The organism is Amycolatopsis sp. Poz14 (assembly GCF_006704225.1).
GTDB classification, from domain to species: domain Bacteria; phylum Actinomycetota; class Actinomycetes; order Mycobacteriales; family Pseudonocardiaceae; genus Amycolatopsis; species Amycolatopsis nivea.
The window spans coordinates 934,046-960,105 of sequence record NZ_JACLHD010000001.1 but is presented as its reverse complement, the minus strand read 5'-3'; the positions used below and the strand labels follow the sequence as shown (position 1 = coordinate 960,105).

Genomic DNA, 26,060 nt, shown 5'->3' with positions numbered 1-26,060 from the left:
CTAACTTCTGCGCACTCTCAATGGTCTGTCCGCATACCTTTCAGGTGGGTGCCCGATGGATGTCTCCGACCAGCAGACCGGACAACCCGACGAAGACAGCGCTCGCCTGCACGCGCTCGGCTACGCGCAGGAACTCAAACGCACGATGTCGGCGTTCTCGAACTTCGCCGTGTCGTTCACGATCATCTCGATCCTGTCCGGCTGCCTCACGCTGTACGGCTTCGGCATGAAAACCGGCGGCCCGGCGGCGATGATCTGGGGCTGGCCGCTGGTCGGGCTGTTCGTGGTACTGGTCGGGCTGGGCATGGCGGAGGTGTGCTCGAGCTACCCGACCGCGGGCGGACTGTATTACTGGGCCGCGAAACTGGCGACCCGCAACGGCCCGGCGTGGTCGTGGTTCACCGGCTGGTTCAACCTGATCGGGCAGATCGCGGTCACCGCGGGCATCGACTTCGGAGCCGCGCTCTTCCTCAACGCGTTCCTCGATCTGCAGTGGGGCTTCAGCGCGACGCCGGGCCACACGATTCTGTTGCTGGCCATCATTCTTGTCGTGCACGGGGTGCTGAACACCTTCGGCGTGCGAGTGGTGGCGGTGCTGAACAGCGTCAGCGTGTGGTGGCATCTGGTTGGCGTGCTGGTGATCGTGGGCGTACTCGTGTTCGTGCCGGCGAAGCATCAGGAAGCGTCGTTCGTCTTCGGCAGCTTCGTGAACCAAACCGGCTGGGGTTCCGCGCCATACGTGTTCTTGCTCGGCTTGCTGCTGGCGCAGTACACCTTGACCGGCTACGACGCCTCGGCACACATGACGGAGGAAACCAAGAACGCCGCGAAAGCGGGCCCGCGCGGAATCATCAACTCGATCCTCGTGTCACTGGTCGCGGGCTGGATCCTGCTGATCGGCCTGACGTTCGCGATCCAGGACTACGACGGAGCCGTCAACTCGGCGACCGGCGTCCCGCCAGCCCAGATCTTCATCGACGCGACCGGCGCGGTGACCGGCAAATTCCTGCTCCTGATCTGCATCGGCGCCCAACTGTTCTGCGGCATGGCCTCCGTGACCGCGAACTCCCGCATGATCTACGCCTTCGCCCGCGACGGCGCGATCCCGGGTTCGAAGATCTGGCACAACATCAACAAACGAACCCAAACCCCGACCAACGCAGTATGGCTAGCAGCGGGCGGTGCATTGGTGCTAGCGCTGCCGTACCTGTGGAGCGCGACGGCTTACGCAGCAGTCACCTCGATCGCAACGGTGGGCCTGTACGTCGCGTACGTGATCCCGGTCTTCCTCCGCGTCCGCCGCGGCGACAGCTTCGAGAAGGGCCCATGGAACCTGGGCCGCTGGGGCAAGCCCATCGGCATCGTCGCGACGGTGTGGGTCGTGGTGATCTTCGTGCTCTTCATGCTGCCCCAAGCAAGCCCGATCACGGTCGACACATTCAACTACACGCCGATCGCCTTCCTGGTAGTCCTTGGCGGAGCGGCCCTGTGGTGGGTGTTGTCGGCACGGAAGTGGTTCACCGGCCCGAAGGTGCAAGGTTCGGCGGAGGAATTGGCTGCGGTGGAAAAGGAACTGAAGGAACTCGGCTAATCCGGAGGGCTCTCGGGACGGACGACCGCTCTCCACCCGGCGCCGTCCCGTCCGACGCGGCTCACTTCGGCGGCGCTCCGTTCGGCAGGACTGCCTTCGGCGACACTCCCTCCGGCAGGGCTCTGTTCGGCGGTGCTCTGTTCGGCGGCGCGCCCTTCGGCAGCGCTCCGTTCGGCGGGGCACCCTTCGGCAGCGCTCCCTTCGACGATGCTCTGTTCGGCAGGGCTCCCTTCGGCGACGCTCCCATCGGCACGACTCCCTTCGGAGGCGCTCCCATCGGCAGGGTTCCGTTCGGCGATGCTCTGTTCGGCGGTGCTCCACGTTCGTCCGGCACCGCTCCGCTCGACAACACTCCGAGGTCGGCTGCGCGGTCGTCCGATGCCGCGCCACCCGACAGCGCTTGGTTCTGCATCTCGCCATTCAGCGGCGGTGCGTTCGGCGGCGGTGCGTTCGCCAATGCTCCACCGCCGTCCGGCACCACTCCACCCGGCGGAGTTGGTCCCGCATCGCTTCACCGGCGAGCACCTGACCGGAGTCCGCGAGCAGGACCAGCCGTTCGCCGAACCATCGCGCACTGACCACGAGCCCGTCCCGCGGCGAGGTGAACCGCCGCCACCACGTCACAGCGTCCGTCAGCCCGGCTTCCTCGGTGACGCACGTCCGCCATTCACGCGGCACCGTCAGGCGACCTCGCCCGCCGCTGCCCGACCTCCGCACCGCCTACCGACCGCCGACCCTGGCCACTTGCCTCCGCGGCAACGCCAGGCGGCAAGTCCGAGCCCACGACCCTTCCGGAGGCACCCCGCTGTCCAACCATCGCCGCCCCCAACCGCCGCGGCCACCCGCTGACTAACCCGTGGGCGCTGCCCTCCAAGCAGCAAGCCCGGCACCCGCCACCGATCACCGCCGAACCCGGCACCGCCGCACCGGAAAGCGCCATGCCTATCCCACTCACCAACGCTCCACGCGGCCCACCAAACAAGCCGCCCACCACCCACCCATCCGCCTCACCCCGAAGGGAGTCCGACACGAACCCACACCATCCGCGCCTCGCCTGATCCATGAGTCAAGATGCGAAGCATGGAGACCTTGACGCTGGTCGGCGTGCTCGCCGGGTCGCTGGGGCTGACCGCGGTCGCTCGGCGGTTCAACCTGTCCGCGCCGCTGCTCATCGTGGTGGTCGGGCTGGGGATCGCGTTGATTCCCGGCGTTCCGCGGGCCGAGCTGGAGCCCGAGCTGATCCTGACCGTCGTGTTGCCGCCGTTGCTGTACTCGACGTCGCTGGAGAGTTCGATCTCCCACTTTCGTGCGAACCTGCGGCCGATCATCACGCTCGGCGTGCTGCTCGTGGTGGCCACCGCGTTCGTGATCGCGTTCGTCGTGCACCTGCTGCTGCCTGATTTGCCGTGGGCGTCGGCGCTGGTGCTCGGGGCGGTTGTGTCTCCGCCGGATGCCGTGACCGCCGTCGCGATCGGGCGGCGGCTGGGGCTGCCGCGCGGGGTGATGACGGTGCTCACCGGCGAGAGTCTCGTCAACGACGCGGCGGCGCTCACGCTGTACAAGGTCGCGCTCGCGGCGGTGGTCGGGACGGCCGGGTCGCTCGGGCACGGGTTCGCGGTTTTCGCCGTCGCGACGGTGGTCGGCATTCTGGTCGGGCTGGTCGCGGGCGGGGTCGTCGAGGTGATCCGCACGAGGCTGGACGATCCGCTGCTCGAATCGGCGTTCGGGATCGTGGTGCCGTTCGCGGCGTATGTCACCGCGGAACACCTGCATCCGTTCGGGGCCGAGTTCAGCGGGTCCGGGGTGCTGGCGGTCGTCACGGCCGGGTTGTTCCTCGGGCATCGGTCGCTGCGGGCGTCGCCGGCGACGCGGGTGCAGGACCGGTCTGTCTGGGCCTCGATCGACGTCATGCTCGAGGCGCTGGTGTTCGCGTTGATGGCGCTGCAACTGCCGTTCGTGCTTGACGGGGCGCAGCATGCTGCGCGGGACAACGGGACGCTCGCGTTGTCGGCGATCGTCGTGTTGCTCGCCACGATGTTCGTGCGGATTCCGGCTGTCTTCCTGTCCAGCTATCTGCCGCGGTCGCTGCAACTGCTCAGACGCACTCGGCACGATCCGCCCGCTTGGCGGTCGCTCGCGGTGATCTCCTGGACCGGCATGCGCGGCGTCGTCACCATCGCCGCCGCGTCCGGGGTGCCTGCGGATACGCCTGGTCGCGCGGAGATTCAGCTGTTCGCGTTCGCCGTCGCGGTCGGGACTGTGCTGATCCAAGGGCTCACGCTGCCGCCGTTGATTCGGCTGCTCAAAGTTCAGGATCCGGACGAGGACGCCCGCGACCAGGCCGAGGAGCTGGCCGCGCGCAAGGTCGCGCAGAAGGCCGCGCACGAGCGGTTGCGCGAGCTTGCTCGCGACCAACTGTCTACTTTGGACATTGAGCCAGAGAAGATGAAGCGGCTCGAGCAACGGCTGGAACGCGTGGTGGACACCCGTTACCGGTTCGCGCAGGCCGCGATCACGCTGTCTGGGGAGGAGCGTCGTGACAGTCCGCAGGCGCAGTTCGCCAAGGCGCGGCGGGAACTCCTCATCACCCAGCGGGCGGCGATGATCGAAGAGAACCGCGCCGGACGCCTTGACGACGACGTTCTGCAGAAGGTCCTGCGCGAACTCGATCTGGAGGAAATGTCCGTAACGACAACCCTTACGAACCGGATGAGTTGAGCTCGCCCGTCAGCCGCCAAGTGCGCAGCCGGTCTTCGTCGGTGTGCAGGGCGGTCTGGGTGAGCAGCACGTCGGTCGCGCCGGCATCGAAGTAGCGCTGCACCCCGGCGGCGACCGTCTCCTCGTCGCCGATCAGCACCAACTCCGCCGCGTTTTCGACGCCGCCCTCCTTCAGGATGCGCTGGTACGACGGAATCGAGCCGTAGAACCCGAGTTGCTGTGCCGCGATTTCGCGCACCGTGTCGACGTCGCTGGTCACCACGGCCGGGACAGCCGCGATCACCCGCTTGCCCGGGCCGATCCCGGGCACGATCAGGTTCGCGATAGCCCGCGGGCTGGCCAGGTACGGCAGCGTGCCGTCGGCCAGTTCCCCGGTGACGCGCAACGCCTGCGGGCCCATCGCGGCGACGAGCACCGACACCGGGGTGGCTGACGCCGGCTCCGGCAGGTGCGCCTCCACCGTCGAGCCGGTGAAGTCGACCTGTTCTCCGGCGAACAGCGCCCGCAAGACGGTCAGGTATTCGCGCAGGTGCCGCACCGGCGGCGGATACGGCGTGCCGTAGACGGGTTCGAGGAAGTTCTTCGCGCCAAGGCCGATGCCTAGCGTGAACCGCCCGCCGGACGCCTCGCTCGCGGTGCGTGCGGCGGCCGCCAAGACCAGCGGGTGCCGCGGATAGATCGGCACGACGGAGGTGCCGATCTCGACTCGCGACGTCACCTGGCCCGCCAGCGCGGCCACCGCCAGCGCGTCGGGACCCCAGGGCAATTGGGCGAACCAGATCGACGCCGCGCCTGCCTCCTCCGCCTCCCGCGCCTGGTCCAGCACTTCGGTCACGGTGATGTTTTCCCGCGGAAGGGCGGGCAAAGTCAGTCCGACGCTCATGCCTTCAAATTATTCAGGCGCACCACCGGTTTCTCACCAACCGAAACAACCGCGCGGCTTTGTGCCAGCCGGATTCTCAGCCGACGAGAGCCCCTGCCCGTCGACCGGGCCGACCCGCACCCTGGACGCCCGACGACTCCAGGAGGACCGATGTCACTGACCGACGTCATCGACGGCACCCGCCAGGCCGTGCAGACGGACCGGCACAACGCGGCGGTGTCGTTCAGCGTCGACCACGCGCTGGCCGCGAACACCGCGACCGTGGTGGACGTCCGGGTGCGCGACCACGCGTTCACCGTCGACGAACCGCCCGCGCTCGGCGGCACCGACCAGGCGGCGAACCCGGTCGAGTACGCGCTGGCCGCGCTCGGGTCCTGCCAGGTGATCACGTACCAGTTCTGGGCCGCGCGCCTCGGCGTTCCGCTCGACGCGGTGCGCGTCAAAGTGGACGGCGACCTCGACCTGCATGGCTTCTTCGGCTTCGACGAATCGACCCGCCCCGGCTTCAGCGACGTACGGGTGTCCGTGGAACTCGACGGTCCGGCCGGACCCGAGGCCTACGAACGACTCCGTCGCGCGGTGGACGAGCACTGCCCGGTACTCGACCTGTTCCGCAATCAAACCCCAGTCACCACAACGGTTCGCTAAGCACAGCGGCCAGGCCGGTACGAAACCAGCCTGGCCGCTCCACCGAAAAGATCAGGCGAACTCGTGCCGCACGATCGTCTGCTCCCGCCCGGGGCCGACGCCGATCGCCGAGACCCGCGCGCCCGACAGTTCCTCGATCCGCTCGACGTAAGCCCGCGCGTTGGCGGGCAGCTCGTCGTACGTGCGGCAGTTCGAGATGTCCTCGAACCAGCCCGGCAGCTCTTCGTAGATCGGGACCGCGTGGTGTACGTCGGTCTGGGTCATCGGCATGTCCGAGGTGCGGAAGCCGTCCACCTCGTAGCCGACGCACACCGGGACCTTCTCCAGGCCGGACAGCACGTCCAGCTTGGTCAGGAAGTAGTCGGTGATGCCGTTGACCCGCACCGCGTAGCGGGCGATCACCGCGTCGAACCAACCGGTGCGCCGGGACCGGCCGGTGGTGACGCCGAACTCGCCGCCCTGCTTGCGCAGGTACTCGCCGGACTCGTCGTCCAGTTCGGTCGGGAACGGGCCGGAGCCGACGCGGGTCGTGTACGCCTTCAGGATGCCCAGCACGGTCGTGATGCGGCCCGGGCCGATGCCCGAGCCCGCGCTCGCGCCGCCGGACGTCGGGTTCGACGACGTGACGAACGGGTACGTGCCGTGGTCCACGTCGAGCAGCGTGCCCTGCGAGCCCTCCAGCAGCACCGTCTCGCCGCGCTCCAGGGCCTGGTTCAGCTGCAGCCGCGTGTCGGCGATGCGGTGCGCGAACTTCTCGCCCGCCGCGAGGACCTCGTCGGCGACCTGGTCGGCGTCGAGCGCCTTGCGGTTGTAGACCTTGACCAGCACCTGGTTCTTGAACTCCAGTGCCGCCTCGACCTTCTGGCGGAAGATCTTCTCGTCGAGCAGGTCCTGCACGCGGACGCCGACGCGGGCGATCTTGTCCTGGTAGCACGGCCCGATGCCGCGGCCGGTGGTGCCGATCTTGCGGCTGCCGAGGTAGCGCTCGGTGACTTTGTCGATCGCCACGTGGTACGGCATGATCAAGTGCGCGTCGGCCGAGATCAGCAGCTTGCTGGTGTCGACGTCGCGCTCCTCGAGACCCGCCAGCTCGTCCAGCAGGACGCCGGGGTCGATGACCACGCCGTTGCCGATGACGTTCGTCACGCCCGGCGTCAGGATCCCCGACGGGATGAGGTGCAGCGCGAAGTTCTCGCCGTTCGGCAGCACGACCGTGTGGCCCGCGTTGTTGCCGCCCTGGTAGCGGACGACCCACTGGACGCGGTCGCCGAGCAGGTCGGTGGCCTTGCCCTTGCCCTCGTCCCCCCACTGGGCACCGATCAGCACGATGGCCGGCATGTGACACTCCAGGTGTTCGGCAATAGGAATAGTGACCCCGGACGGGGACACGGGTGGCGCTGGTAAATGCCGGTGCATGACTTTAACGGAGGACGCCGGAGTGCGCGGAATAGTGGTGGCCTGCGGCGCCGCGGCGGATCTCCCCGCGCGGCTCGGCGACGTCCCGCTGGTGCACGCCGGGCACCGTCCCGGCAAGGCGGAAATCGACCCCTTGCTGGGGGAACACGACCGGCTCGTCGTGCTGGGCTCCGACGCCGACCTCGCCGCCGTGGTGGTGCGTCTCATGCGCCGCGAAGTCCTCCCGGGCGTGTCCGTCGGTTTCGTGGCCACGGAGTCCGGCTCTCGCGTCGCCGCGCACTGGCGGCTGCCCGCGGACCCGGACGAGGCGTTCGCGCTCGCCTGGAAGGGTGAGGACGCCGAAACCTCCCTCGTGCGCGACGACACCGGCGGCGTACTCCTCGGACACGCGATCCTGCGCGATGTCAAGGGCCAGGCGTATTGCGACGAACAGGTGGCTTTCGACGGTGCGGTTTCCGGCATCGAGGTCGCACCGGACGACTCAGGGGTGACCGCCCGAATCACCCGCGGCAAGCTCGTCAAACGGTCCTCGACGTTTCACGGCCGCGCCTTCCAGCTCGGCTGCCTGCCGACGTCTTCGCTGGTCATCGACGGTGTACCGCAGGAGCGCGAGGTCACCCGGCGGACCTGGTACCGGCACACAGTCGATCTTCGGGCGGTCCGCGGCTGACCCGCCCGAGCCGGACAGGGTTCAAGCGAACTGGGACGCTCGGTGACTTTCCGTTTACAGAAGGTCGGTTAGCCGTCACCTGACGGTGTTGCGCACGCCACTTTCGTGGTCAAAGGTGAATCAGTCCCGCATCTGACCAGGAAGGCAGCAATATGCCGACCACACGTACAGTTCGCAACTCCTTGACCGTCCTGGCCGGCGTCGCGCTGCTCGGCTCGGTCACGGTCGGCGTCGCCGACGCCACCCCGCCGGGCATCCCGTCGGCGGACACCGCGAAGAGCCAGCTCGCCGGTCTCACGGTGAAGCCGGACGGCTCGCAGGACGGCTACAGCCGCGACAAGTTCCCGCACTGGATCGACCAGGGCAACAGCTGCAACACGCGCGAGATGGTGCTCAAGCGCGACGGCACGAACGTCCAGGTCGGCTCCGACTGCTACCCGACGTCCGGGAAATGGACCTCGCCGTACGACGGGGCGACCTGGAGCTCTCCGTCCGATGTGGACATCGACCACGTGGTGCCGCTCGCCGACGCGTGGCGCACCGGAGCCTCGTCCTGGACCCAGGATCAGCGCCAGGCCTACGCCAACGACCTGTCCGACCCGCAGCTGATCGCGGTGACCGACAACGTGAACCAGGAAAAGGGCGACAAGTCGCCGGACCAGTGGAAGCCGCCGTCCACCGGCTACTGGTGCACCTACGCCAAGATGTGGGTGACGGTCAAGTACAAGTTCAAGCTCACCGTGAATTCGGCGGAGAAGTCTGCGCTGACGGACATGCTGGGCCGCTGCTGACTCGATCGGCCCTACCGCGGGCACCGCTGCCGTCCTATGGTCCGAACCTATGCGGAAGATCACGGCGGCGGTGCTGGCGGTGTTCCTGGTGCTCTGCGGAGCAGCCCCGGCGACGGCGGCGATCGGACGCAGAGTCGTTGTGTACTACCAAACAACGCACCAAAACGGGTCGTACATCTCCCCGCTGGGGCTCACCGACCACGACGCTGGCGTCACTGACGTGATCGTCGGAGCCGTGCACCTCAACGACGGCGGAACCATGACGCTCAACGACGACCCGCCATCGGACGCCAAGTTCACGCAGATGTGGGCTGATCTCGCCACGATGCAAAGCAAAGGCGTGCACGCACTCGCCTTCGTCGGCGGCGCGGCGAAGGGCAGCTTCCAGCGCCTGGAGCAGGACTTCGACACCTACTACCCGTTGCTGCGCAACCTGATCCGCGACCATTCGCTGTCCGGCATCGATCTCGACGTCGAAGAACAGATGTCGAACGACGCGCTGAACCGGGTGATCGACGCGCTGCGAGGCGACTTCGGCCCGGACTTCCTGATCACCCTCGCGCCGGTCGCGACCGAACTCAGCGGCGGAGGCGGTCTTTCCGGCCTCGACTACGACCGGCTCTACCGCGAGCGCGGCGACCAGATCTCCTGGTTCAACACCCAGTTCTACTGCGGCTGGGGTTCGCTGGCGGACACCTCGGGCTACGACCAGATCATCAATCACGGCGTCGTCCCGGCAAGCAAGGTGGTCGCCGGAACGGTCACGAACCCCGCTAACTGCAACGGTTACGTCGACATGCCGACGCTGAAGAACACCGTCGGCAGTCTCGTCCAGAAGTACTCGGACTTCGGCGGCATCGACGGCTGGGAGTACTTCAACTCGCTGCCCGGCGACACCGCCGCACCGTGGGAATGGGCGCAGCAGATCGCGCCGACGGTCAAGGGTTAGCCAGCCGCAGGATTTCCCTTGCCAACGCGTCGTTCTGCCGGAACGAGATCGCGTTCGTGCGCGGCCGAGTGAAGGCTCCCGCCGAACGGACGCTCGTGTGCGGACCCACCGCGAACCGTCGCGGATGCACCCCTCCGTCCACAGTGACCAGTCGGAAGTCGTTGAGTGTCGTGGCGATCCGTCCGGACGGCAAGGTCGCACCGTCGACATCCGGCACGGTTTCCTCGACCAGCGCGCCAGAGTCCCGAAGGTTGCGCAACAGCGGGTCGGACACTCGCGGCACGCTCGCGTCCGGCAGGCGCGCCTCGATCAACGTGCATGCGGTGACGGTGTCCGGATGGCTGACGCTCGACGCGACGAACGTCCCGGTCGTCTCGTCGGCGGCGATCGAGATGTCCGCACCGAGGAACGACACGACGCCAGCGTCTTCGAGGGCGAGCAGCTCTTCGAGCCGACGCGGCGGCGGACCGCTTGCGTAGTAAGAGAAGAAGCCGTGGAACCAGCCGTCCATATCGGACACTTGAGACGCGGCGGTCAGCCGTCCGGTCGCGAGCAGCGTGGGCAATTGACTGACGACTGACAGCAGGGCCAGGAACGCGCCGAGGTCCGCACTGTGGTGCACGTCGGCCCGGCGCGCGAGGTCGGACTCGATGTATTTCCGCACCGCTTTCCCGAATTCCTCGCCGGAATCGAACCGGCGGCCCGCGAACGGACGGTCCAGCCGCTCCAGGTCGAGCCGATCTTCCAGCGCGGGCACCGCGTCCGCGATCAGGGTGTCCATTTCGGACGACAACCACGGCAGGTCGGCGAATTTGTCCGCGAACACGGCGAAATCCGTGCGCACGCGATCCGGATGTCCGGTGAACAGCTCGGTGTAATACGCCCAGGCGAGTTCTTTCGCGATGAGCGGCCACACGTCCGCGCGGAAGTCGAGCGGGCCGGCCAACCCGTCGATGGCTCGCTTGTCGAAGAACCTGGGCAGCTGCAACGGTTTCCCGCGCAACCGGTAGCCGGTCTTCGCGTGATACGGCACCCCGCGCCGGGAACCGACGTGCAATACCGGTTCGCCACCGCTCGGGTGATAGCGCAGTCCGCCGCACGGCAGCTCCTCGAACCGGCCACCGCGCCCCTCCGTGAGCAACAGCATCAGATCCACGAACGCGAGGCCAAAACCGCGTACTAGCACCGGTTCTCCGGCAGGCACCGCGGAGTAGTCGACGTCCGCGGTGTAGCCAGCGGGGTAGTAGGACAGTTCGTGCTGCTCGGCGAATGCCTCCAGTTCACGTTCGCGAGAGTCGGGAACCGCGTCGAGGTGGCCGACAGTCAGCACCACCGCGTCGGCGGACACGGTCGTGCCGTCGGAAAGCCGCACGGTCTCGTCGTCGTCAATGCTCTCCGCCGTGGCGAGATGCTCGACCACCGTGATGCCGGGCGGCAATTCGGCCACCACCTTGCGGTAGAACCACTCCAGGTACCGGCTCTGCAGCCGCCGGGTCGGAAAATCCGTGGAGGCGAGGGATTCGAACTCGGCGCGGACGTCGTCCGGCACCGGGTAGTCGAGGGTCCCCGCGCGCACCTGCCGCACCCACTCGATCAGCGACGGGCCCGGCCGCACCGGACCGTCGATCCGGACGGAGTCGTCGGTGAACACGGTGACGTCCTCGGGCATCGAGTTCATCCGCAGCAGCGGCGACTGCTCGTACCGCCACACCCGGCCAGGTCCGGGCGGGAACGGGTCGATGAGGTGGACTTCGATCCGCCGGTCGCCGAGCAGGCCGGCGGCGCTCGCGGACAGCCGTTCGAGGACGCCGACCCCGCGAGGTCCGGCGCCCACGATGGCGAGCGTGAACGTCGGGAGAGCCGTCACTCGGGCGAAGCTACGCGGCTGGGCACCTCCGTGGCGGCCGTTCCACACTGCGGACGGACCACCCGAAAGGATGTGTCACAAACCACAAAGATCGAAGCGTCCCCGGCGGAGAGTGCGGAGCGCTATCGTCTGGACACGTGGCGAACTGACCGTGACCTGTCGGATACCGGCGAAAGAACCTAGAGAATCACCAACAGTCACGAGACACTGAGCTTGACAACTCACTTCGTGTGACCGGCCCGTGACCAGGAGGATCTAGGGTCACCCGTTGGTCACTAGTGCGGCACAGTCCGCACACAGCAGCGGGGAGAACACGCATGACGACAGCACCACACCGGGTCACGTTCCGCGAGGTGTTCGGAGTCGCCGAGTTCCGCGCGATGTGGTTCGGCGAACTGCTGTCGATCGCCGGTGACCAGCTGGCCAGGGTCGCGTTGTCCGTCCTCGTCTACGCCAACACCGGTTCGGCGACGCTGACCGGCCTCACCTACGCGCTGACGTTCTTCCCGTCGCTGCTGGGCGGCATCTTCCTCACCGGATTCGCCGACCGCTTCCCGCGCCGGGCGGTCATGGTCACCGTCGACCTCACGCGCGCGGTGCTGATTCTGTGCGTAGCCATTCCCGGACTGCCGTTCTGGGCACTATGCGTGCTCGTCGGCTGTGTTTCGCTGCTGAATCCGCCGTTCAAGGCGTCTCAGCTGGCGTTGCTCCCGCAGGTGCTCGAAGGCGACCGGTTCGTGGTCGGCATGGGCATCCGGAGCATGACCGTCCAATCCGCGCAGCTGCTCGGTTTCGCCGGCGGCGGCGCGCTGCTGCTCGCGATGGACGCCCGCCTCGCCCTGGTGCTCGACGCGGGCACCTTCGTGCTCTCCGCGCTCTTCCTCCGCTTCGGACTGAAGGCCCGCCCGGCCGCGGCCAGCGGCGAAAAGCGCAAGCCGTTCTTCTCCTCGCTGAGCGCGGGCGGCCGCGTCGCCTTCGCGACCACGGCGTTGCGTTCCTTGATGGTCTTCACCTGGCTCGCCGGGCTGATGCCGGTGTACGAGGGCATCGCCGCGCCGTACGTCGCTTCGTCGGGCGGCGGGTCCGAGATGATCGGTTTCCTGCTTGCCGCCGACCCGGTGGGCAGCGTGATCTTCACGTTCATCTACACGCGCTGGGTGCCCGCGGCGATCCGGCCGAAGCTGATCGGCCCGATGACCGCGCTCGCCGCGATCCCGCTGCTGCTCTGCTTCCTGCAGCCGGGTCCGATCGTGTCGGTGGTCCTGTTCGTGATCTCCGGCGGCTTCGGCACGATCGCGCTGCTGCAGGCGACGGCGTCGCTGACGGTCGCGGTCCCGGACGAGAGCCGGGCGCAGACGATGGGGCTGTCGAACACCGGATTGACCACGACGATGGGCGTGACTCCGCTGATCGGCGGGGTCATCGCGGACCACGTGAGCGCCCAGACGACGGTCGGGATCTTCGGATTGGCCGGCCTGCTGATCACGATTCCGCTCGCCATCGCGTGGCAGCGCACCTTTTCCAGGCAGGCCGAAGACGGGTCAGCGAAGGAAGCCACACGCGCCGAACATGCCTGAATACCCCGACATGCCCCGCGCGTGAGGCTCTGACCTGCGCGACCTTGCGGTGCTGCTACGCGGTCACTGTTCCTTGCTGCGCATCGCTGGTCACCCTTCATCCGGCGTGTTCGGGAAAAATGTACACACCTAAGGCCCTTGTGGACAGGCGGCAAACGGTCTGAAACTGTGAGTAAGGCGAGTGTCACTGGAGATCCGCGCAAGACCCGGGGGGAAGAATGGTCACATTGGGGGAATTTTCTGGTCTGGGGCTGCGCGATGCGGTTTCCCGGTGGTCGCTCTGGTCCCGGCCGCGGCAGTGGGTCGCGGTCACGCTGACGAGCATGGCCGTCACGGTGGTGCTCACCGTGGTCAGCGCGCTGGTGTTCCCGGTCAGCCTGAGCCAGATCGGCATCCTCGGCATGCTCGCCGGACTCGCGATCGCGCAGACCGAGGTCACGCGGCAGATCGAGCGGCAGCGCCGGATGCTGAGCCAGGGCCCGCACATCACGGTGACTTCGGTGTGGCTGCTTCCGGCGGCGCTGCTGGTGCCGCCGCAGCTGGTGGCCGCGCTGGGCGTGATCATCTACGTCTACCTGGCGTTCCGCAGCTGGAACGGCACGCGCCCCGGTGAGGCGCACCGCGTCGCGGCCAACGCGACCACGATGATCCTGTCCGGCTTCGGCGCCGCGCTGGCCGGACACCTCGCGGACGGCCACAGCGTCACCACCGTGGTGGCGGGCGCGCTCGGATACTTCCTGGTCAACACCGCGCTGACCGGCCTTGGCCTGTTCCTGACCGACCCGGCGAAGGCGACGGCCGAATCGTGCCTCGGCACGATGGACGACAACCTGCTGGAACTGGCGACCCTGTGCGTCGGCGGGCTGCTCGTGATGGTGCTGAGCCACGAACCGCTGCTGTCGGTGCTGGTGATCCTGCCGCTGTACGTGCTGCAGCGCTCGATGCTGATCAAGCGGCTCGAGGAACTCGCGACCACGGACCAGAAGACCCAGCTGCTCAACGCCACCACTTGGCAGGACGGCGCGCAGCGCGAGATTTCCCGTGCCGAGCGCGAGAACGGCAGCTTCGGCGCGCTGATGATCGACCTCGACCACTTCAAGCGGATCAACGACACGTTCGGCCACCTGGCGGGCGATGACGTGCTCAAAGCCGTTGCCGCCGTGGTGAAACAGGAGACGAGGGCACACGACCTCGTCGGCCGGTTCGGCGGCGAGGAGTTCGTGGCGCTGCTGCCGTCGACGTCGAAGGAAGACGCGATCGTGACGGCGGAGCGGATCCGGCAGCGGATCAGCGAACTGGTGATTCCGACGCAGACGAACGAAGGCGAGTCGGTCTCGATCGAGAACCGGACCGCGTCGATCGGGGTAGCCGCGTTCCCGCTGGACGGGACGAGCATCGAGGAAGTGATGGCCGCGGCGGACGCGGCGGTGTATGCGGCGAAGAACAGCGGCCGCAACCGGGTCGTCGGCTCGGTAACCCCGACCCGGGAACTCGCGGCAGTCGCCTGACGACCTCGGACCCGGCCGGCACCCTCCCCCGGCCGGCCGGGTCCATCCTTCGTCAGCTCCGGGATTTCCGATATGGAACCTGTGCCGCTCACCGAGATCCGCCCGGCCCGCGACGACGAACTCGCCGCCGTCGCCGCGTTGCGCTGGCGGTGGGTCGCCGACCAGAGCGGTCCGCTGCCCCGGGATCAGGACGATTTCGTCCGCGAGTTCGCCGCCTGGGCCCGTGCGCACGCCGAAACGCATCGCTGTCTGGTCGCGGTGCGGGACGAGCACGTGCTCGGCATGGCGTTCCTCGCGCTGACCCCCAGAGTGCCGACACCCCAAGACTTTTCGCGGATCTGCGGCGACGTGCAATGCGTCTACGTCGTGCCGGAAGCACGCGACAGCGGCGTCGGCGGGCTCCTGATCGAGGCGACACTGCGACTGGCCGCGGAATTCGGACTGGAGCGGGTGACCGTGCATTCCTCGGATCGCGCGATCGCGGCCTACCTGCGGCACGGGTTTTCGGTGTCAAAGAACCTGCTGCAAGCCGAACTGCGGATCGCCGTCGACGTTCCGGCTAACCGAGCATATTCCTAGGCCCCTCCGCCTTTTGCCGCTGCGCGATCTCCCTGAACTCCTGCGCGGTGCGCTGCACGAACGCCGCCGACGCGCGGGAGTCCAGGGAGATTTCGCGGACCCGGTCCGCGACCTCGCAGTACGTCTCGGTCCCCTCGTCGAGGAGGAAGGCACCCGCGTGCTGGTGCTCGAAATAGACGATCGGGTCGCCGACCTCCACGTGGTACACGCAAAACCGGCCGGCCAGACCCGGATGCCCGCCGATGCCCGCGGGCACGACGCGGACCGACAGCTTCGCCGACGTCGCCATGAGATCGGCGAGGAAACGCAGCTGCCGGGCCATCGTCGCGGGTCCGCCGACCGGATTGCGCAATGCTGCCTCGCCCAGCAACACCTCACACCGGATCGCGCCGGGACCGACCACGAGCGGACGGCGCATCATCCGGATCTCCGCCTGGCGTTCCGCGTCCTGCACCGGCAGTCCGTCGGCGAGGAACAGCGCCCGCGCGTAATCCGGGATCTGCAGCAGTCCCGGCACGAGCATCGGCTGCCATTCGACGACCGACGTCGCGGCGCGTTCGCAGGCGAGCAGCCCGCCGAGGTGGTCCGGGTCGGACTGCTTGCCGCGGGCGACCCAGCCCGGTTCGGCGGTGCCGCGCGCCAGTTGCAGGATCCGTTGTTTCTCCGCACCCACGACGCCGAGCGCGCCGAGGATGCCCGCGACGTCCTCGAGCGCGGGAACCCGTTGTCCCAGCTCCCAGTTCGACACCAACGCGGGGTTGGTGCCGACTCGCCGGGCGAGTTCGCGCAGTCCGAAACGGGCGTCGATCCGGGCCTCGCGCAGCGCGGTGCCGAGGGTGCGGATCCGGGGGGTGAGCATGGCCGTGCCTCGCATGGCCGTCTTTGTAGGTGTCACCAAATGCGAACACCTCTAGCTGTCACCCGAAGGTGGGCAGCCGGCCCGGTCGCGCCCGGGTTTTCGCCGGGGCGCGACCGGCGCGGGGTCACTTCAGGCCGGTCACTTCAGGCCGGTCGCCTCGGCCGCGGCCGGGTCGGAGTCGGCGAGGAAGGTCTTGCAGCGCTCGTACTCCTCGGACTCGCCGATCCGGCCCGCCGCGGTGCCGAGCACCGCGAGCGCGCGCAGGAAACCCTGGTTCGGCCGGTGCGCCCACGGCACCGGGCCGAAGCCCTTCCAGCCGGCGCGGCGGAGCTGGTCGAGGCCGCGGTGGTAGCCGGTGCGGGCGTACGCGTAGGCGGCGACGGTCTCGCCGTCGGCGAGCGCGCGTTCGGCGAGCGTGGCCCAGGCCTCGCTGTAGTCGGGGTGCTCGGCGGCCACGGAGGACGGGTCCGTCCCGGAGTCGAGCGCGGCCTGCGCTTCGGTGTGCTCGGGCAGCAGCGTGGGCTCGGGGCCCAGCAGGTTGTGCGTCATGCCGCCATTGTGCCCACGATGCTCCCGGCTCAGAGGAACAGGCTGGTCAGCACGCCTCCGCCAGCCAGAACGAGTGCTGCGATCAGCACGGCGGCGACAGCTCGTTTCGGCATCATGGGCCGACACCCTGCCGTGCCGGGCGGCGCGAGGGCAAATCCGCCACCCGTAGGGGTGAACCCCGGTTTTTGCCCCTTCTCCCGCCGCGTCCCCTTGCGGCAGGGAATGATGGCGCCTATGACGAAGGCGGTTGAAGACGTCGCCGGCCCCGCGGTCCCGCGCGGACCAGTGGGCAAGACCAGGCTTTTCTTCGCGACGCACTGGCACCGCGGCGCACCCGGGGCACCGACGCCGGCGTGGGTGCTGCGGTTCTGTTACGGCATGTGGCTGACCGCGTTCGCGTTCAAGCTCGTCGGGTCGTCGTGGGACATGTCGTGGCACTTCAAGTGGCTGCGCGACGACCTCGCCCCGCCGCACCTGATCAACACCGTCGGCACGGTGATCATCGTCGTGCTGGTGGCGATCCACAGCTACACCGGTCTCGGCTGCGACCGGCGCTCGCTGCGGCTCATGCAGGCCGGGCTGATCGTGTTCCTGGTCGCCGCGCCGCTCGACGTGATCAACCACCGCGTGAACGGCCTCGACCTGACCGCGTGGAGCCCGTCGCACATGATGCTGTACCTCGGCACCGGCATCATGCAGGCAGGCGTGCTGCTCGGCTGGCTGCGGCTGTCCCCGCCGGGCCGCTTCCGCACCGGGGTGCTGCTCGCGCTGTGGGCGTTCTTCCTGGAGAACACCTTCTTCCCGAACGGGCAGCAGGAGTACGGCATCCTCGGCCTGCGCGCCTGGGAACGCGGCACGCCCGAGGCGGAGCCGACGCTGCTTTCCTTCGCCGCCAACCAGATCGGCCACCCGGTCGACCGGGCCGCGGTGGTGCACTTCACGATGCCGATCCCGGAGTGGGTGTACCCGCTGTGGGGCATCGGGGTTTCGGCGCTGATCCTGGTGCTCGCTCGCCAGACCGTCGGAAAGCGCTGGGCCGGGCTGACCGTGGCCGGCGCGTACGTCGCGTACCGGTGCGTGATGTGGCCGCTGCTGCTGGCGCTGGGCTTCCCGGTGTCGACGGTGCCGTTCTATCTGCTGGCCGTCGGGCTCGCGGTGGACCTGGCCTTCCTCCTGCCGCGACCAGCGGTGGCGGGCGCGGTGTTGGTGACTGCGCTCGGGTATGGCGCGTTCTGGGTGCAGTCGCAGATGCGGCCTTGGCTGCTCGGGGAACAGCAGACGGAATCCGCGCCGCCGGTGGCATATTGGACGGCGTTGGTCGCTGTGGTGGCCGTGTTCGCGTTGTGGGCTGGGGTCGGTCCGGCGAAGGAGTGGTGGGCTTCGCGGCGCGCGGTCGCGGCGTAACGCGGGGGCTCCGTGGCACTCAGCGCGCATGCCCGCAGGCAGGTCCAGCGGCAAGCCACGCACCTGATCGCGGAGCGGTTCCGGGATCCCTTGCGGCGCAACGCGTTGACCGGGTTGCTGGAGCGGACCGCCGAAGGCTGGCACCTCGCGGTGCGCACCGGCGATCCGGGGACCGCCGACGCCTTCCTGATCGGCCGCGCCGGGGTGTTTGCAGTTGTTGTCACCGATCCGCCGCCGGACGAAGCGACGATGCGAGAGGTGGCGCGGGACGCGGAAGAGCGGTTCGCCGGGCTGCCCGGCCCGGGCGGACAGCGCATCGCCCGGAGCGCGGTGACCCTGGTCGCGATCGTCGGCGCGCAGTCTCCGCGGGGACCGCGCAACGCCGGGCCGTTCTGGGTGTTGCCCGCGGCCAAACTGGACCAGCTTTTCCGGCGTGACACCGTGCATCTGACCGTTCGGCAAGCCGCCAAAATCGCCGACGGGCTCGCTGCGCGGCTGCGTGGCTACGAGTGGCTCACGGTCTCGGCGCCGGAGAAGGAAGCCGGGTCGTTCGAGCTGCTCTCGGCGGAGAGCGTCGCGGACGACCAGCTGATCGCGGCGGTGGAGCGGCCGTTCGAAACGTGGATGACGTTCCTGCATCCCGACCAGGCAGCGCTGGCGGCGCGGAACTACTCCGGCCCGGCACGGATCAGCGGTCCGGCCGGGACCGGGAAGACGGTGGTCGCGCTGCACCGGATGCGGCACGTCGGCCGACGAAGCACCGGTCCGCTGCTGTTCACGACCTTCGTGCGCACGCTGCCGCCGGTCAATGAGACGACGTTCCGGCGGCTCGCTCCGGAGCTGGCGGACCGGGCGCAGTTCATCAGCCTGCACGCGTGGGCACGGGAGTTCCTCAAGCGCCGCGGGATCGAGCTGAACACCCATTCGCGGCTGACCAAGGCCGCTTTCGGGCGCGCTTGGAAGGAGCACCGCGAACCCCTGGAGCGGCTGGGTCCGAACTACGACTACTGGGAGACCGAGGTCCAGCGCATCATCAAGGGCCAGGGCATCCGGACGCTGGAGAAGTACCAGTCCATTCACCGGGCCCGGCGCGGGCTTCGGCTCGATCGCGGCCAGCGCGAGAAGGTCTGGCAGCTGTACACGATGTACGAGGAGAATCTGGCCGCGAACGGATTGCACGACTTCAATGACCTGCTGTCGCGGGCGAGCACTGAACTCGAACGGCAGCCGCTCGAAGAACCTTATGCGGCCGTGGTGGTCGACGAAGCGCAGGACATGACGCTGACCGGCCTCCGGCTGTTGCGCACGATCGCTGGCGACGGACCGAACCAGCTGCTGCTCGTCGGCGACGGACAGCAGCAGGTCTATCCCGGTGGCTGGCGGTTGTCCGACGCGGGGATCCCGATCCAGGGCCGCGGCGAGGTGCTCAAGGTCAACTACCGCAACCGCGCGAGCATTCTCGACTTCGCCCGGCGGATCAACGCGGTCGACGACCTGGACGGTGCGGCGGGCGTTGCGCTGCGGGACGCGGATTCAGTCAACGAGGGCGGCGTCGTGCAGTCGTGGACCGGGACGCCCGCCGAACTTCCGGATGCGTTGGCTGGGACGGTCCGTGCGCTGGAAATTCCGCTCGGCGAGACGGCGCTGATCACCTTCAGCAATGCGGATGCCGATCAGTGCCGACGGTTCCTGGAGTCCGCTGGCGTGCCGACGCGTGCGCTCGAACGCTACGTCGGAGCGGCGGAAGATCGGCTGCACGTCGGGACTGTGCACCGGGCGAAGGGGCTCGACTTCCGCGCGGTGCTGGTCGTCCAACTGCCGCGTCCTGCGCCGGAAGACCCTGCTGAGCAAGAGGAACAGCGTGAGCTGCTCAGCAGGCAACGGCTGGTCGCGGCTACCCGGGCGCGGGACTTTCTGTGGTGGGGCGTCGTTCAGTCCTAACTGGACAGAAGGCGACGGTAATAGTCGGTGGCCGGTTTGATGCCGTGGTTTGGGTCGGCGTTGTAGAGGCCGTCTGGACCTTTCGGGCCGAAGCTGTACGGCTGGTACAGCGTCGCGCAGGAGGGTTCGGTCTTCGCAAGTCGTTGCCAGCGTTGCCATTCCGCGTCGTAGCGGGCTAGGTGGTAGCGCATCGCGGCTTTGTCGTGTGCGCCGGCGTAACCGCGCAGCATGACTTCCCAGCCGTGGTGCACGACGCGATGCCAGGATTGGCCGTAGCGCGCGGACACTCGCAGGTACGTCCGGTCGGCGTGATTGCGCAGCGGGAGCGTGCCGGACAGCGCGACGATTTCGTCGCACATCCGGGCCGCCTGGGCCTTCTCGGCGAGCACCGGTTCGACCCGGCCAGCGGCGACGATCGCGGCGTAATCGCTGGTCAGATCCTTGTCGGAGCCGCCGAGGAACTGGTCGCGGGTCCACATCAGCCTGGTCATCGGGTGCACCACGCTGTAGTGCCCGCGCAGTACGGCGGCCGCCGAGAGCAACGCGAGCCGACGGAAGCGGCGGACTTGGTCGCCGTGCAGGCCGAGGCGCGTCGTCGCGTATTCGGTGAACGCGCCTTCCTCGCCGAGGCCGGTGTCGCGGGTCCAACGGGCGATCACCCAGGTGTTGAGGTCGCACCACAGTTCGTTCTGCAGATACGGTCCGCGCCAGCCGCCGCCTCGGGACCAGGTCCAGATTCCGGCGATGATCGGGTTGTCGGCCACCTCGGCGAGTCCGATCGGACCGCTGCGCGGTTGCGTACGGAATTCTTCGAAACCGTTGACCACGCCGTCGATCACGTAATTCGGGAACGCGCCTTTACCCTCGTACTCGCGTTGGCATTCCACTTCGATGATCTGCCGGTGCTTGCCGACGCCGATGGTGCGGTTGAACGGAATGGTCCGCCAGAAGTCCTTCGCGGTGTGCTTGATCGAGAAGACCAGGTTTTCGTGCGTCTCGACCTGGTCGGTGACCTGCCGGTAGAAGTCGGGGTCACTGGTCAGCTTGTCGCTGCCGGTCGACCAAGTGCGGTAGAAGACCCGCTTGCCAGCCCGTACGCACAACTCGTCGCGGAGGATGCCGAGCAGGGTCAGGTGGCTCGTGGCACCGTTGGTGATCGGGTTGTTTCCGGTGTGGAACGGCACGTTCTGCACGTACGTCTCGCCGGTGCGCACGACAATTCCGTCCAGGCCGGGGAAACGCGCGCAGATCTCGCGCAGCATCAGCCGGTGGATCTGCTGAGTGAGCGGGCGGTCGAAACTGATTCTGCCTTGACTGTCGAGGATTTGGTCGCCATACAGTTCGACCAGACGTTTCGGCAGTACGATGATGTCGGTGAAGAAATACGCCGCGATGCCCGCCGCGTGCGCTCGCGCGATGTGTGCGTCGATCTTCTTCGCGGTGGCCTCGACCCAGGCGCGACCCGGTGAGCCAGCGGGGAAAATGCGATCGTCGAACGTCTCGAAGGTGATCGCGGTTTGCGGCGGGGTGAACTCGTTGATCACCTGACCGTCGTAGCCGTAGCTCTTCAATGTCGCGGGATCGTTGAAGCGACTGGAAAACAGCGGTTCGCCCGGGTTGTTCTGGACCATGTCGAGCAGGAACGGAAGCCGTCGCCCCGGCCTCGGATCGGCGAACGCGGTCCCCGCGGTGGCAGCGAGAGCCGCAAGGGCGACCCCGCCGCGCAACGCCGTCCGCCGACTGGTTTCCCACGCTGCACCCATTGCGGCCACCCTCAATAGATCTGATGTATTCACCTGACCATAAGAACGGCATTCGACCGCGTCAATCGGCCAACCGTCGCGTTCATGCTTGTGAACAGCTGTCTCGACCAGACAGGATGCTTGCCGGTCGTTCGCCGAGCTGGTACCCCTGAAAGGCCAAGACATCTGATGACCGCCGCCGCTGACGGGAGTGGATGCGTTCATGGACCAGGCAGGAATCAGCCGCCGCAGCGTGCTCGCCGCCGCGGGTTTGCTCGGACTCACCGCGACACCGGCGCAAGCCACCCCCGCGGCCACGCCTTGGTACCCGTCGGCAAAATTCGGCATCTTCATCCACTGGGGCGCTTATTCAGCCGCGGCCTGGGGCGACGCCAGACACGCCGCCGAGTGGTACCTGTACGCCATGAACGTCACGGATCCCGCGCGTGGCACCGGAACTCGTGACCACCACCTGAAAACCTACGGCGCGGATTTCGCGTACGACCAGTTCATCCCGCGCTTCACCGCCCGCCGCTACAACCCGCACTCCTGGGTACGCCTGTTCGAACAAGCCGGAGCCCGGTATTTCGTGCTGACTTCCAAGCACCACGACGGTTTCCAGTTGTTCCGCAACACCGCGTCCGACCGCAATTCCGTCCGCCTGGGCCCCGGCCGCGACCTGGTCGGCGAACTCTTCTCGGCCGCCGCGCACACCCGACTCAAACGAGGCCTCTACTACTCACTGGGCGAGTTCTACAGCCCCGCGCTCGGCACCGCCCCCAGAAACCCTTACACCGGCGCGGAAACCCCCTACACCGGATACCGTCCAGTCGCCGACTACGTGACCCAATACGAGCACGTACACCTGAAAACCCTGATCGACCACTACGATCCGGATATCCTGTGGGCAGACGGCCAGGGCTACCACGAATTCGGCGGCGGCCCGATCTTCCGGCCGAAGACGTGGGACTGGCGCAGCGACGAAATCCTGTCCTACTACTACCGCAACGCCGCCGATCGCCGTTGGCCGAAGAGCGTACTGGCGAACGACCGTTTCGAAGCTTCGCACGCGGATTTCGCGACCGTCGAGGGCGACAACAAGAAGTACGTCCTGCGCCCGGATCCGTGGGAAGCCTGCCTGAACATCGGAAAGTCGTGGGGTTACAACGAAAACGAGGACCCGACGAAGATCAAATCCTCGGTACAGTTGCTGCGGCTGCTCGCCGAAGTGGTCAGCAAGAACGGAAACCTGCTGCTCAACATCGGCCCCCGCGAGGACGGCACGATCGCGGATTGGATGAGCTCGCGCCTGCTGGACATGGGCCACTGGCTGCGAATCAACGGCCGCGCGATCTACGGTTCCACGCCGTGGACCCGAGCCATGGACGGCGACCTCTGCTACACCCGGACGCACGGCGCGTTCAACCTGATCCCACTCCATTGGCCAGACGGCCGGCTCCTCGTGCCAGGGGATGTGCCGATCGGCCCCCGGTCGCGAATCCGCTTGCTGGGCGGGCATTCCCGGCCACTGCCGTGGACCCGCACGACGGACGGGATCGCGATCGAGTTGCCCAGGCACCGGACGGATGACTTCACGGAGGAGTTCCCGGCGGTGCTTTCGGTGACGGATTGGTAGGTGCGCAGCCGAAGCGGCATCCGGTCGTCCGCCCGAGGTGCCGCGTTCTGCGGCCTACCAGTAGCGCGTTTTGTCGGTTAGAAGTTCCGCGTTTTGTCGGTTAGACTGCCTCTGTGATGAGCCTCGTACAGCGCAACGCAGCTCCCAGGGTGACCGAGCTGCTTTCGTCCTTCCGTGTCGTGCTGCTCGGCGGGGCGCGGCAGACGGGGAAGACCACGCTGGTGCGAGACCTGCTCGACCTGCCAGGCCATGCGTGGTTCAGCTTTGACGACGAGGCCGTTCTGGCTCGGGCATCAGACGATCCGGTCGGGTTCGTCGAGGCCTTGCCGCGACCAGCAGCCGTCGACGAGTTCCAGAGAGCGGGACGAGGGTTCCTTCTCGCGGTGAAGCAGGCAGCCGACCAAGATCGCACCCGCGGGCAGTTGCTGCTGACCGGGTCGACCAACTATCTCGCTGATCGAGGCCTGTCGGAGACGCTGGCCGGCCGAGCCGGACGGCTGGTGCTGTGGCCGCTGTCGATGGGCGAGCGGCTCGGCGTCCGAGAGGCCTTTCTGGACTTGCTGTTCGAGCCGGCCAGCTGGCCGGGAAAAACCGAAACCCTGCCCCGCGCGGATCTGATCCGGACGCTGCTGGAAGGCGGTTATCCCGAGATCGTCACCGAGGGTTTGTCGGGACGGCAACGCCGGAACTGGTTCGAAGCCTACGTTCACGACGTCGTTTCACGGGAGGCGCTCCGCCCCGTCGCCGAGGTCCGGCTGGAGGCGGAACTGCGCAGGCTGCTGCGCCTTCTGGCTGCTCGAACAGGCCAGGAACTCGTCGTCTCGGGCATCGCCGGCGACGCCGAAGTCGGCCGAGAAACCGCGTCGAATTACGTCGCGCTGCTCGAAGCCCTCCACCTGGTGACGTTGCTGCCCGCGTGGTCTACCAACATCACGAACCGGGCGAAGCGACGTCCCAAAATCGTGGTCACGGACACGGGGCTCGCGGCCGACCTCTGCGGGCTTGGCGAGCAAACCTTCAGCCCGACCGCGGACGGCACAGCGGCAGGGTCGCTGTTCGAAACCTTCGTCATTACCGAGGTCCTCAAGCAGGCGACGTGGAGCGAGCGAAGCGTCGACCTGTCCTACTTCCGCGACCGTGACGGAGCCGAGGTGGACCTGATCGTGGAGGACCGGCGGACCGGAGAACTGGCCGGCCTGGAAATCAAGCTGACCAGCACGCCGACAGCTCGGCACGCCAAACACCTGATGATGCTGCGGGACAAGCTGGGCAGCCGCTTCATCACCGGGCTGGTCGTTCACACCGGTTCCCAGACTTTGCCGTTGGGCGACCGCATCTGGGCTGTCCCCATCTCCGCGCTCTGGCGATCGGACAGTTGATCGAGTCACGGCTGGCGCGGCTGACCGAGCTTCGAGCTCAGGGCACGCGACATCGAATGAGTCGCTGACGCGAACTGATGATTGCGACCTTGACTGGACCCTCTGTAGTGTGAGCTACGACGCAAGGAGCTTGGGATCGGACCTGAGCCACCGCTGATTCTTCTGAGGCATGGAGCGTTGGACTGCGCCTGCGCCACCACCTCATCGACTGACTTCCTCGCCACCCGCCGACCACTTGCCGTGACGTCGGTTGAAGGAGTACGCCCGTGACCATCTATTCACAGCATGCCAATCGCGGAAAAGTGCAAATTCTGGCCACCCACCACGGGCCGGTCGGCGTCGTGTCGTCCACTGTCACAAGTGTCGACGACACGGCACTCGCCGCGCGAATCGTCGATGCGCTGAATCGGATTTCCGCGTACTCCACGGTGCCGGTTAGCCTGCCGGATGAGAGAGACAACCGCTACGCCGGCTACCCGACAGATCACCTGAGGGTACTGCCTGACCAAAATTCCTGGTCGGATCTGCGCGACGGTACCCATAGTCTCTGGTACGAGCAGGCCATGACCCTCCTCCATCGCGCCCTGCACGACCTGATCACCGTGGTCGCCAACGCACCCGCACCCGTGAAGACAGCGATCATCGCGGAGCTGGAAACGGAAGCCCGCAGGATCCGAGAGGAATTTACCGAGGACAACGACCAGCTCAAACCCGCAGAATCTTTTATGCGTATTTTTCGAAATTCCCGCATTGCCCTGGTGGTTTTCGACAAGTTCGATTCCGGGCTTGACCAGCAGGGTCGAGAGGCCTTGAATGAGCTGGAAGAAGGACTGAACCAAGCGCAGCGCGAACAGGCCGTCGCTGATCTGCGCTTGCTTCTGGACGCGCACCGGCGGTGCGCAAACGACAATGCGGAGCTGCTCGTTGATAGTTTCGAAATAAGCGACGATCCGTACGATGAAGACGCCGGCTGCTACTTTATGAATATCCAAGCGCCTATGCCGAACAAGGAATGGAATAGGACCGAATGGAACATTGAGGTAGGCCGATGGGTGCCGGAAAACCCGCAACCGGATGTCGGAAGTAGCTCAATAAACAAGGTGGTGCTCGATTGCGTTCGAACTGAACCGCCAACCGTCTCGGAACTCGTCGATCTGCTGAACCGCAGCAATGGACAGTCCGAGGTGCTGGCCACCTGGGCGAAGACCGTCGTCGGAGAACCTCTCGCTGGAACAACCTTCATCGTGACGAAACGATACGAGAACTGACCACCCCAGCCCGCCACGCTCGCTCGTTCACTCGGCAGTCAAAAAAGCCGGGAGGCCGCCCCGACAGCACGTCGAGACGGCCTCC

The 26,060-nt window shown here is 67.3% G+C and carries 21 protein-coding genes; 14 read left to right on the top strand and 7 right to left on the bottom strand.

Going from position 1 to position 26,060, the window contains the following annotated elements; genetic code table 11:
* The first annotated feature begins 55 nt into the window (after positions 1-55).
* Entirely contained in the window at positions 56-1,591 is a 1,536-nt protein-coding gene (locus FKO37_RS04780) for an amino acid permease (protein ID WP_037808775.1), read from the top strand.
* Between the two features lie 420 nt (positions 1,592-2,011).
* On the opposite strand, the gene FKO37_RS04775 is transcribed toward FKO37_RS04780, so the two are convergent.
* Positions 2,012-2,269, bottom strand: coding sequence for a hypothetical protein (locus tag FKO37_RS04775; RefSeq protein ID WP_238603821.1), 258 nt, complete (start codon positions 2,267-2,269; stop codon positions 2,012-2,014).
* Positions 2,270-2,671: 402 nt separating this feature from the next.
* Here FKO37_RS04775 and FKO37_RS04770 point away from each other — a divergent pair, with 402 nt between their 5' ends.
* Positions 2,672-4,309, top strand: a complete 1,638-nt coding sequence (locus tag FKO37_RS04770) for a Na+/H+ antiporter (RefSeq protein ID WP_238603820.1) — start codon at positions 2,672-2,674, stop codon at positions 4,307-4,309.
* Here FKO37_RS04770 and FKO37_RS04765 read toward each other — a convergent pair.
* Entirely contained in the window at positions 4,290-5,192 is a 903-nt protein-coding gene (locus tag FKO37_RS04765) for a TIGR03564 family F420-dependent LLM class oxidoreductase (protein WP_238603819.1), read from the bottom strand. The two genes, FKO37_RS04770 and FKO37_RS04765, sit on opposite strands and share 20 nt — an antisense overlap.
* Before the next feature lie 150 nt (positions 5,193-5,342).
* On the opposite strand from FKO37_RS04765, the gene FKO37_RS04760 reads away from it, so the two are divergent.
* A complete protein-coding gene (locus FKO37_RS04760) occupies positions 5,343-5,840 on the top strand; it encodes an OsmC family protein (protein ID WP_238603818.1) in 498 nt (165 codons plus the stop codon).
* 51 nt (positions 5,841-5,891) lie between these two features.
* Here FKO37_RS04760 and FKO37_RS04755 read toward each other — a convergent pair whose 3' ends face one another.
* The gene (locus tag FKO37_RS04755; protein ID WP_037808782.1) at positions 5,892-7,178 is read right to left on the bottom strand and encodes an adenylosuccinate synthase; all 1,287 of its coding nucleotides are present in this window, start codon (positions 7,176-7,178) and stop codon (positions 5,892-5,894) included.
* A gap of 76 nt (positions 7,179-7,254) precedes the next feature.
* On the opposite strand from FKO37_RS04755, the gene FKO37_RS04750 reads away from it, so the two are divergent.
* The 3 genes from FKO37_RS04750 (at position 7,255) to FKO37_RS04740 (ending at position 9,666) form a co-directional block, all read left to right on the top strand.
* A complete protein-coding gene (locus FKO37_RS04750; RefSeq protein ID WP_238603817.1) occupies positions 7,255-7,926 on the top strand; it encodes a hypothetical protein in 672 nt (223 codons plus the stop codon).
* 152 nt (positions 7,927-8,078) lie between these two features.
* Complete coding sequence (locus tag FKO37_RS04745; RefSeq protein WP_043834747.1) at positions 8,079-8,717, top strand: HNH endonuclease family protein; 639 nt, start codon at positions 8,079-8,081, stop codon at positions 8,715-8,717.
* Between the two features lie 49 nt (positions 8,718-8,766).
* The gene (locus tag FKO37_RS04740) at positions 8,767-9,666 is read left to right on the top strand and encodes a glycosyl hydrolase family 18 protein (protein WP_238603816.1); all 900 of its coding nucleotides are present in this window, start codon (positions 8,767-8,769) and stop codon (positions 9,664-9,666) included.
* Here FKO37_RS04740 and FKO37_RS04735 read toward each other — a convergent pair.
* Complete coding sequence (locus tag FKO37_RS04735; protein ID WP_238603815.1) at positions 9,656-11,533, bottom strand: FAD/NAD(P)-binding protein; 1,878 nt, start codon at positions 11,531-11,533, stop codon at positions 9,656-9,658. The two genes, FKO37_RS04740 and FKO37_RS04735, sit on opposite strands and share 11 nt — an antisense overlap.
* Before the next feature lie 317 nt (positions 11,534-11,850).
* On the opposite strand from FKO37_RS04735, the gene FKO37_RS04730 reads away from it, so the two are divergent.
* From FKO37_RS04730 to FKO37_RS04720, 3 genes are all read left to right on the top strand, one after another.
* Positions 11,851-13,110, top strand: coding sequence for an MFS transporter (locus FKO37_RS04730; protein WP_037808792.1), 1,260 nt, complete (start codon positions 11,851-11,853; stop codon positions 13,108-13,110).
* Positions 13,111-13,433: 323 nt separating this feature from the next.
* On the top strand, positions 13,434-14,618 hold the full coding sequence (locus FKO37_RS04725) for a GGDEF domain-containing protein (RefSeq protein WP_051728675.1): 1,185 nt from the start codon (positions 13,434-13,436) through the stop codon (positions 14,616-14,618).
* A 72-nt stretch (positions 14,619-14,690) separates the two neighbouring features.
* The gene (locus tag FKO37_RS04720; protein WP_037808794.1) at positions 14,691-15,197 is read left to right on the top strand and encodes a GNAT family N-acetyltransferase; all 507 of its coding nucleotides are present in this window, start codon (positions 14,691-14,693) and stop codon (positions 15,195-15,197) included.
* Here the strand turns inward: FKO37_RS04720 and FKO37_RS04715 are convergent.
* A complete protein-coding gene (locus tag FKO37_RS04715) occupies positions 15,178-16,071 on the bottom strand; it encodes a Scr1 family TA system antitoxin-like transcriptional regulator (RefSeq protein ID WP_167753954.1) in 894 nt (297 codons plus the stop codon). The two genes, FKO37_RS04720 and FKO37_RS04715, sit on opposite strands and share 20 nt — an antisense overlap.
* Positions 16,072-16,194: 123 nt before the next feature.
* Positions 16,195-16,605 (bottom strand): DUF3151 domain-containing protein, encoded by a 411-nt coding sequence (locus FKO37_RS04710; RefSeq protein ID WP_037808797.1) that lies wholly within the window; start codon positions 16,603-16,605, stop codon positions 16,195-16,197.
* A gap of 234 nt (positions 16,606-16,839) precedes the next feature.
* Between FKO37_RS04710 and FKO37_RS04705 the strand changes: the two genes are divergently transcribed.
* Both FKO37_RS04705 and FKO37_RS04700 read left to right on the top strand, forming a co-directional pair.
* Positions 16,840-18,009, top strand: coding sequence for a hypothetical protein (locus FKO37_RS04705; protein ID WP_238603814.1), 1,170 nt, complete (start codon positions 16,840-16,842; stop codon positions 18,007-18,009).
* A gap of 12 nt (positions 18,010-18,021) precedes the next feature.
* Positions 18,022-19,950 (top strand): UvrD-helicase domain-containing protein, encoded by a 1,929-nt coding sequence (locus FKO37_RS04700; protein ID WP_238603813.1) that lies wholly within the window; start codon positions 18,022-18,024, stop codon positions 19,948-19,950.
* Here FKO37_RS04700 and FKO37_RS04695 read toward each other — a convergent pair.
* Entirely contained in the window at positions 19,947-21,713 is a 1,767-nt protein-coding gene (locus FKO37_RS04695; RefSeq protein ID WP_238603812.1) for a hypothetical protein, read from the bottom strand. The genes FKO37_RS04700 and FKO37_RS04695 overlap by 4 nt on opposite strands.
* 202 nt (positions 21,714-21,915) lie before the next feature.
* On the opposite strand from FKO37_RS04695, the gene FKO37_RS04690 reads away from it, so the two are divergent.
* The 3 genes from FKO37_RS04690 to FKO37_RS04680 all read left to right on the top strand — a co-directional run bounded on the left by FKO37_RS04690 (position 21,916) and on the right by FKO37_RS04680 (position 25,975).
* Positions 21,916-23,328, top strand: coding sequence for an alpha-L-fucosidase (locus FKO37_RS04690; protein ID WP_051728640.1), 1,413 nt, complete (start codon positions 21,916-21,918; stop codon positions 23,326-23,328).
* A 116-nt stretch (positions 23,329-23,444) separates the two neighbouring features.
* Positions 23,445-24,707, top strand: a complete 1,263-nt coding sequence (locus FKO37_RS04685; protein ID WP_238603811.1) for an ATP-binding protein — start codon at positions 23,445-23,447, stop codon at positions 24,705-24,707.
* A 266-nt stretch (positions 24,708-24,973) separates the two neighbouring features.
* Positions 24,974-25,975 carry a hypothetical protein gene (locus FKO37_RS04680; protein WP_037808803.1) on the top strand — a complete coding sequence of 334 codons (1,002 nt, stop codon included), beginning with the start codon at positions 24,974-24,976 and terminating at the stop codon, positions 25,973-25,975.
* Positions 25,976-26,060 lie beyond the last annotated feature (85 nt).

What these genes read in the sequence shown, in the direction of transcription:
- FKO37_RS04780 (WP_037808775.1), top strand. Translation starts at nt 56, where the DNA reads ATGGATGTCTCCGACCAGCAGACCGGACAACCCGACGAAGACAGCGCT.
- FKO37_RS04770 (WP_238603820.1), top strand. Translation starts at nt 2,672, where the DNA reads ATGGAGACCTTGACGCTGGTCGGCGTGCTCGCCGGGTCGCTGGGGCTG.
- FKO37_RS04765 (WP_238603819.1), bottom strand. Translation starts at nt 5,192, where the DNA reads ATGAGCGTCGGACTGACTTTGCCCGCCCTTCCGCGGGAAAACATCACC.
- FKO37_RS04760 (WP_238603818.1), top strand. Translation starts at nt 5,343, where the DNA reads ATGTCACTGACCGACGTCATCGACGGCACCCGCCAGGCCGTGCAGACG.
- FKO37_RS04755 (WP_037808782.1), bottom strand. Translation starts at nt 7,178, where the DNA reads ATGCCGGCCATCGTGCTGATCGGTGCCCAGTGGGGGGACGAGGGCAAG.
- FKO37_RS04750 (WP_238603817.1), top strand. Translation starts at nt 7,255, where the DNA reads ATGACTTTAACGGAGGACGCCGGAGTGCGCGGAATAGTGGTGGCCTGC.
- FKO37_RS04745 (WP_043834747.1), top strand. Translation starts at nt 8,079, where the DNA reads ATGCCGACCACACGTACAGTTCGCAACTCCTTGACCGTCCTGGCCGGC.
- FKO37_RS04740 (WP_238603816.1), top strand. Translation starts at nt 8,767, where the DNA reads ATGCGGAAGATCACGGCGGCGGTGCTGGCGGTGTTCCTGGTGCTCTGC.
- FKO37_RS04730 (WP_037808792.1), top strand. Translation starts at nt 11,851, where the DNA reads ATGACGACAGCACCACACCGGGTCACGTTCCGCGAGGTGTTCGGAGTC.
- FKO37_RS04725 (WP_051728675.1), top strand. Translation starts at nt 13,434, where the DNA reads ATGGCCGTCACGGTGGTGCTCACCGTGGTCAGCGCGCTGGTGTTCCCG.
- FKO37_RS04720 (WP_037808794.1), top strand. Translation starts at nt 14,691, where the DNA reads ATGGAACCTGTGCCGCTCACCGAGATCCGCCCGGCCCGCGACGACGAA.
- FKO37_RS04715 (WP_167753954.1), bottom strand. Translation starts at nt 16,071, where the DNA reads ATGCGAGGCACGGCCATGCTCACCCCCCGGATCCGCACCCTCGGCACC.
- FKO37_RS04710 (WP_037808797.1), bottom strand. Translation starts at nt 16,605, where the DNA reads ATGACGCACAACCTGCTGGGCCCCGAGCCCACGCTGCTGCCCGAGCAC.
- FKO37_RS04705 (WP_238603814.1), top strand. Translation starts at nt 16,840, where the DNA reads ATGACGAAGGCGGTTGAAGACGTCGCCGGCCCCGCGGTCCCGCGCGGA.
- FKO37_RS04695 (WP_238603812.1), bottom strand. Translation starts at nt 21,713, where the DNA reads ATGGGTGCAGCGTGGGAAACCAGTCGGCGGACGGCGTTGCGCGGCGGG.
- FKO37_RS04690 (WP_051728640.1), top strand. Translation starts at nt 21,916, where the DNA reads ATGGACCAGGCAGGAATCAGCCGCCGCAGCGTGCTCGCCGCCGCGGGT.
- FKO37_RS04685 (WP_238603811.1), top strand. Translation starts at nt 23,445, where the DNA reads ATGAGCCTCGTACAGCGCAACGCAGCTCCCAGGGTGACCGAGCTGCTT.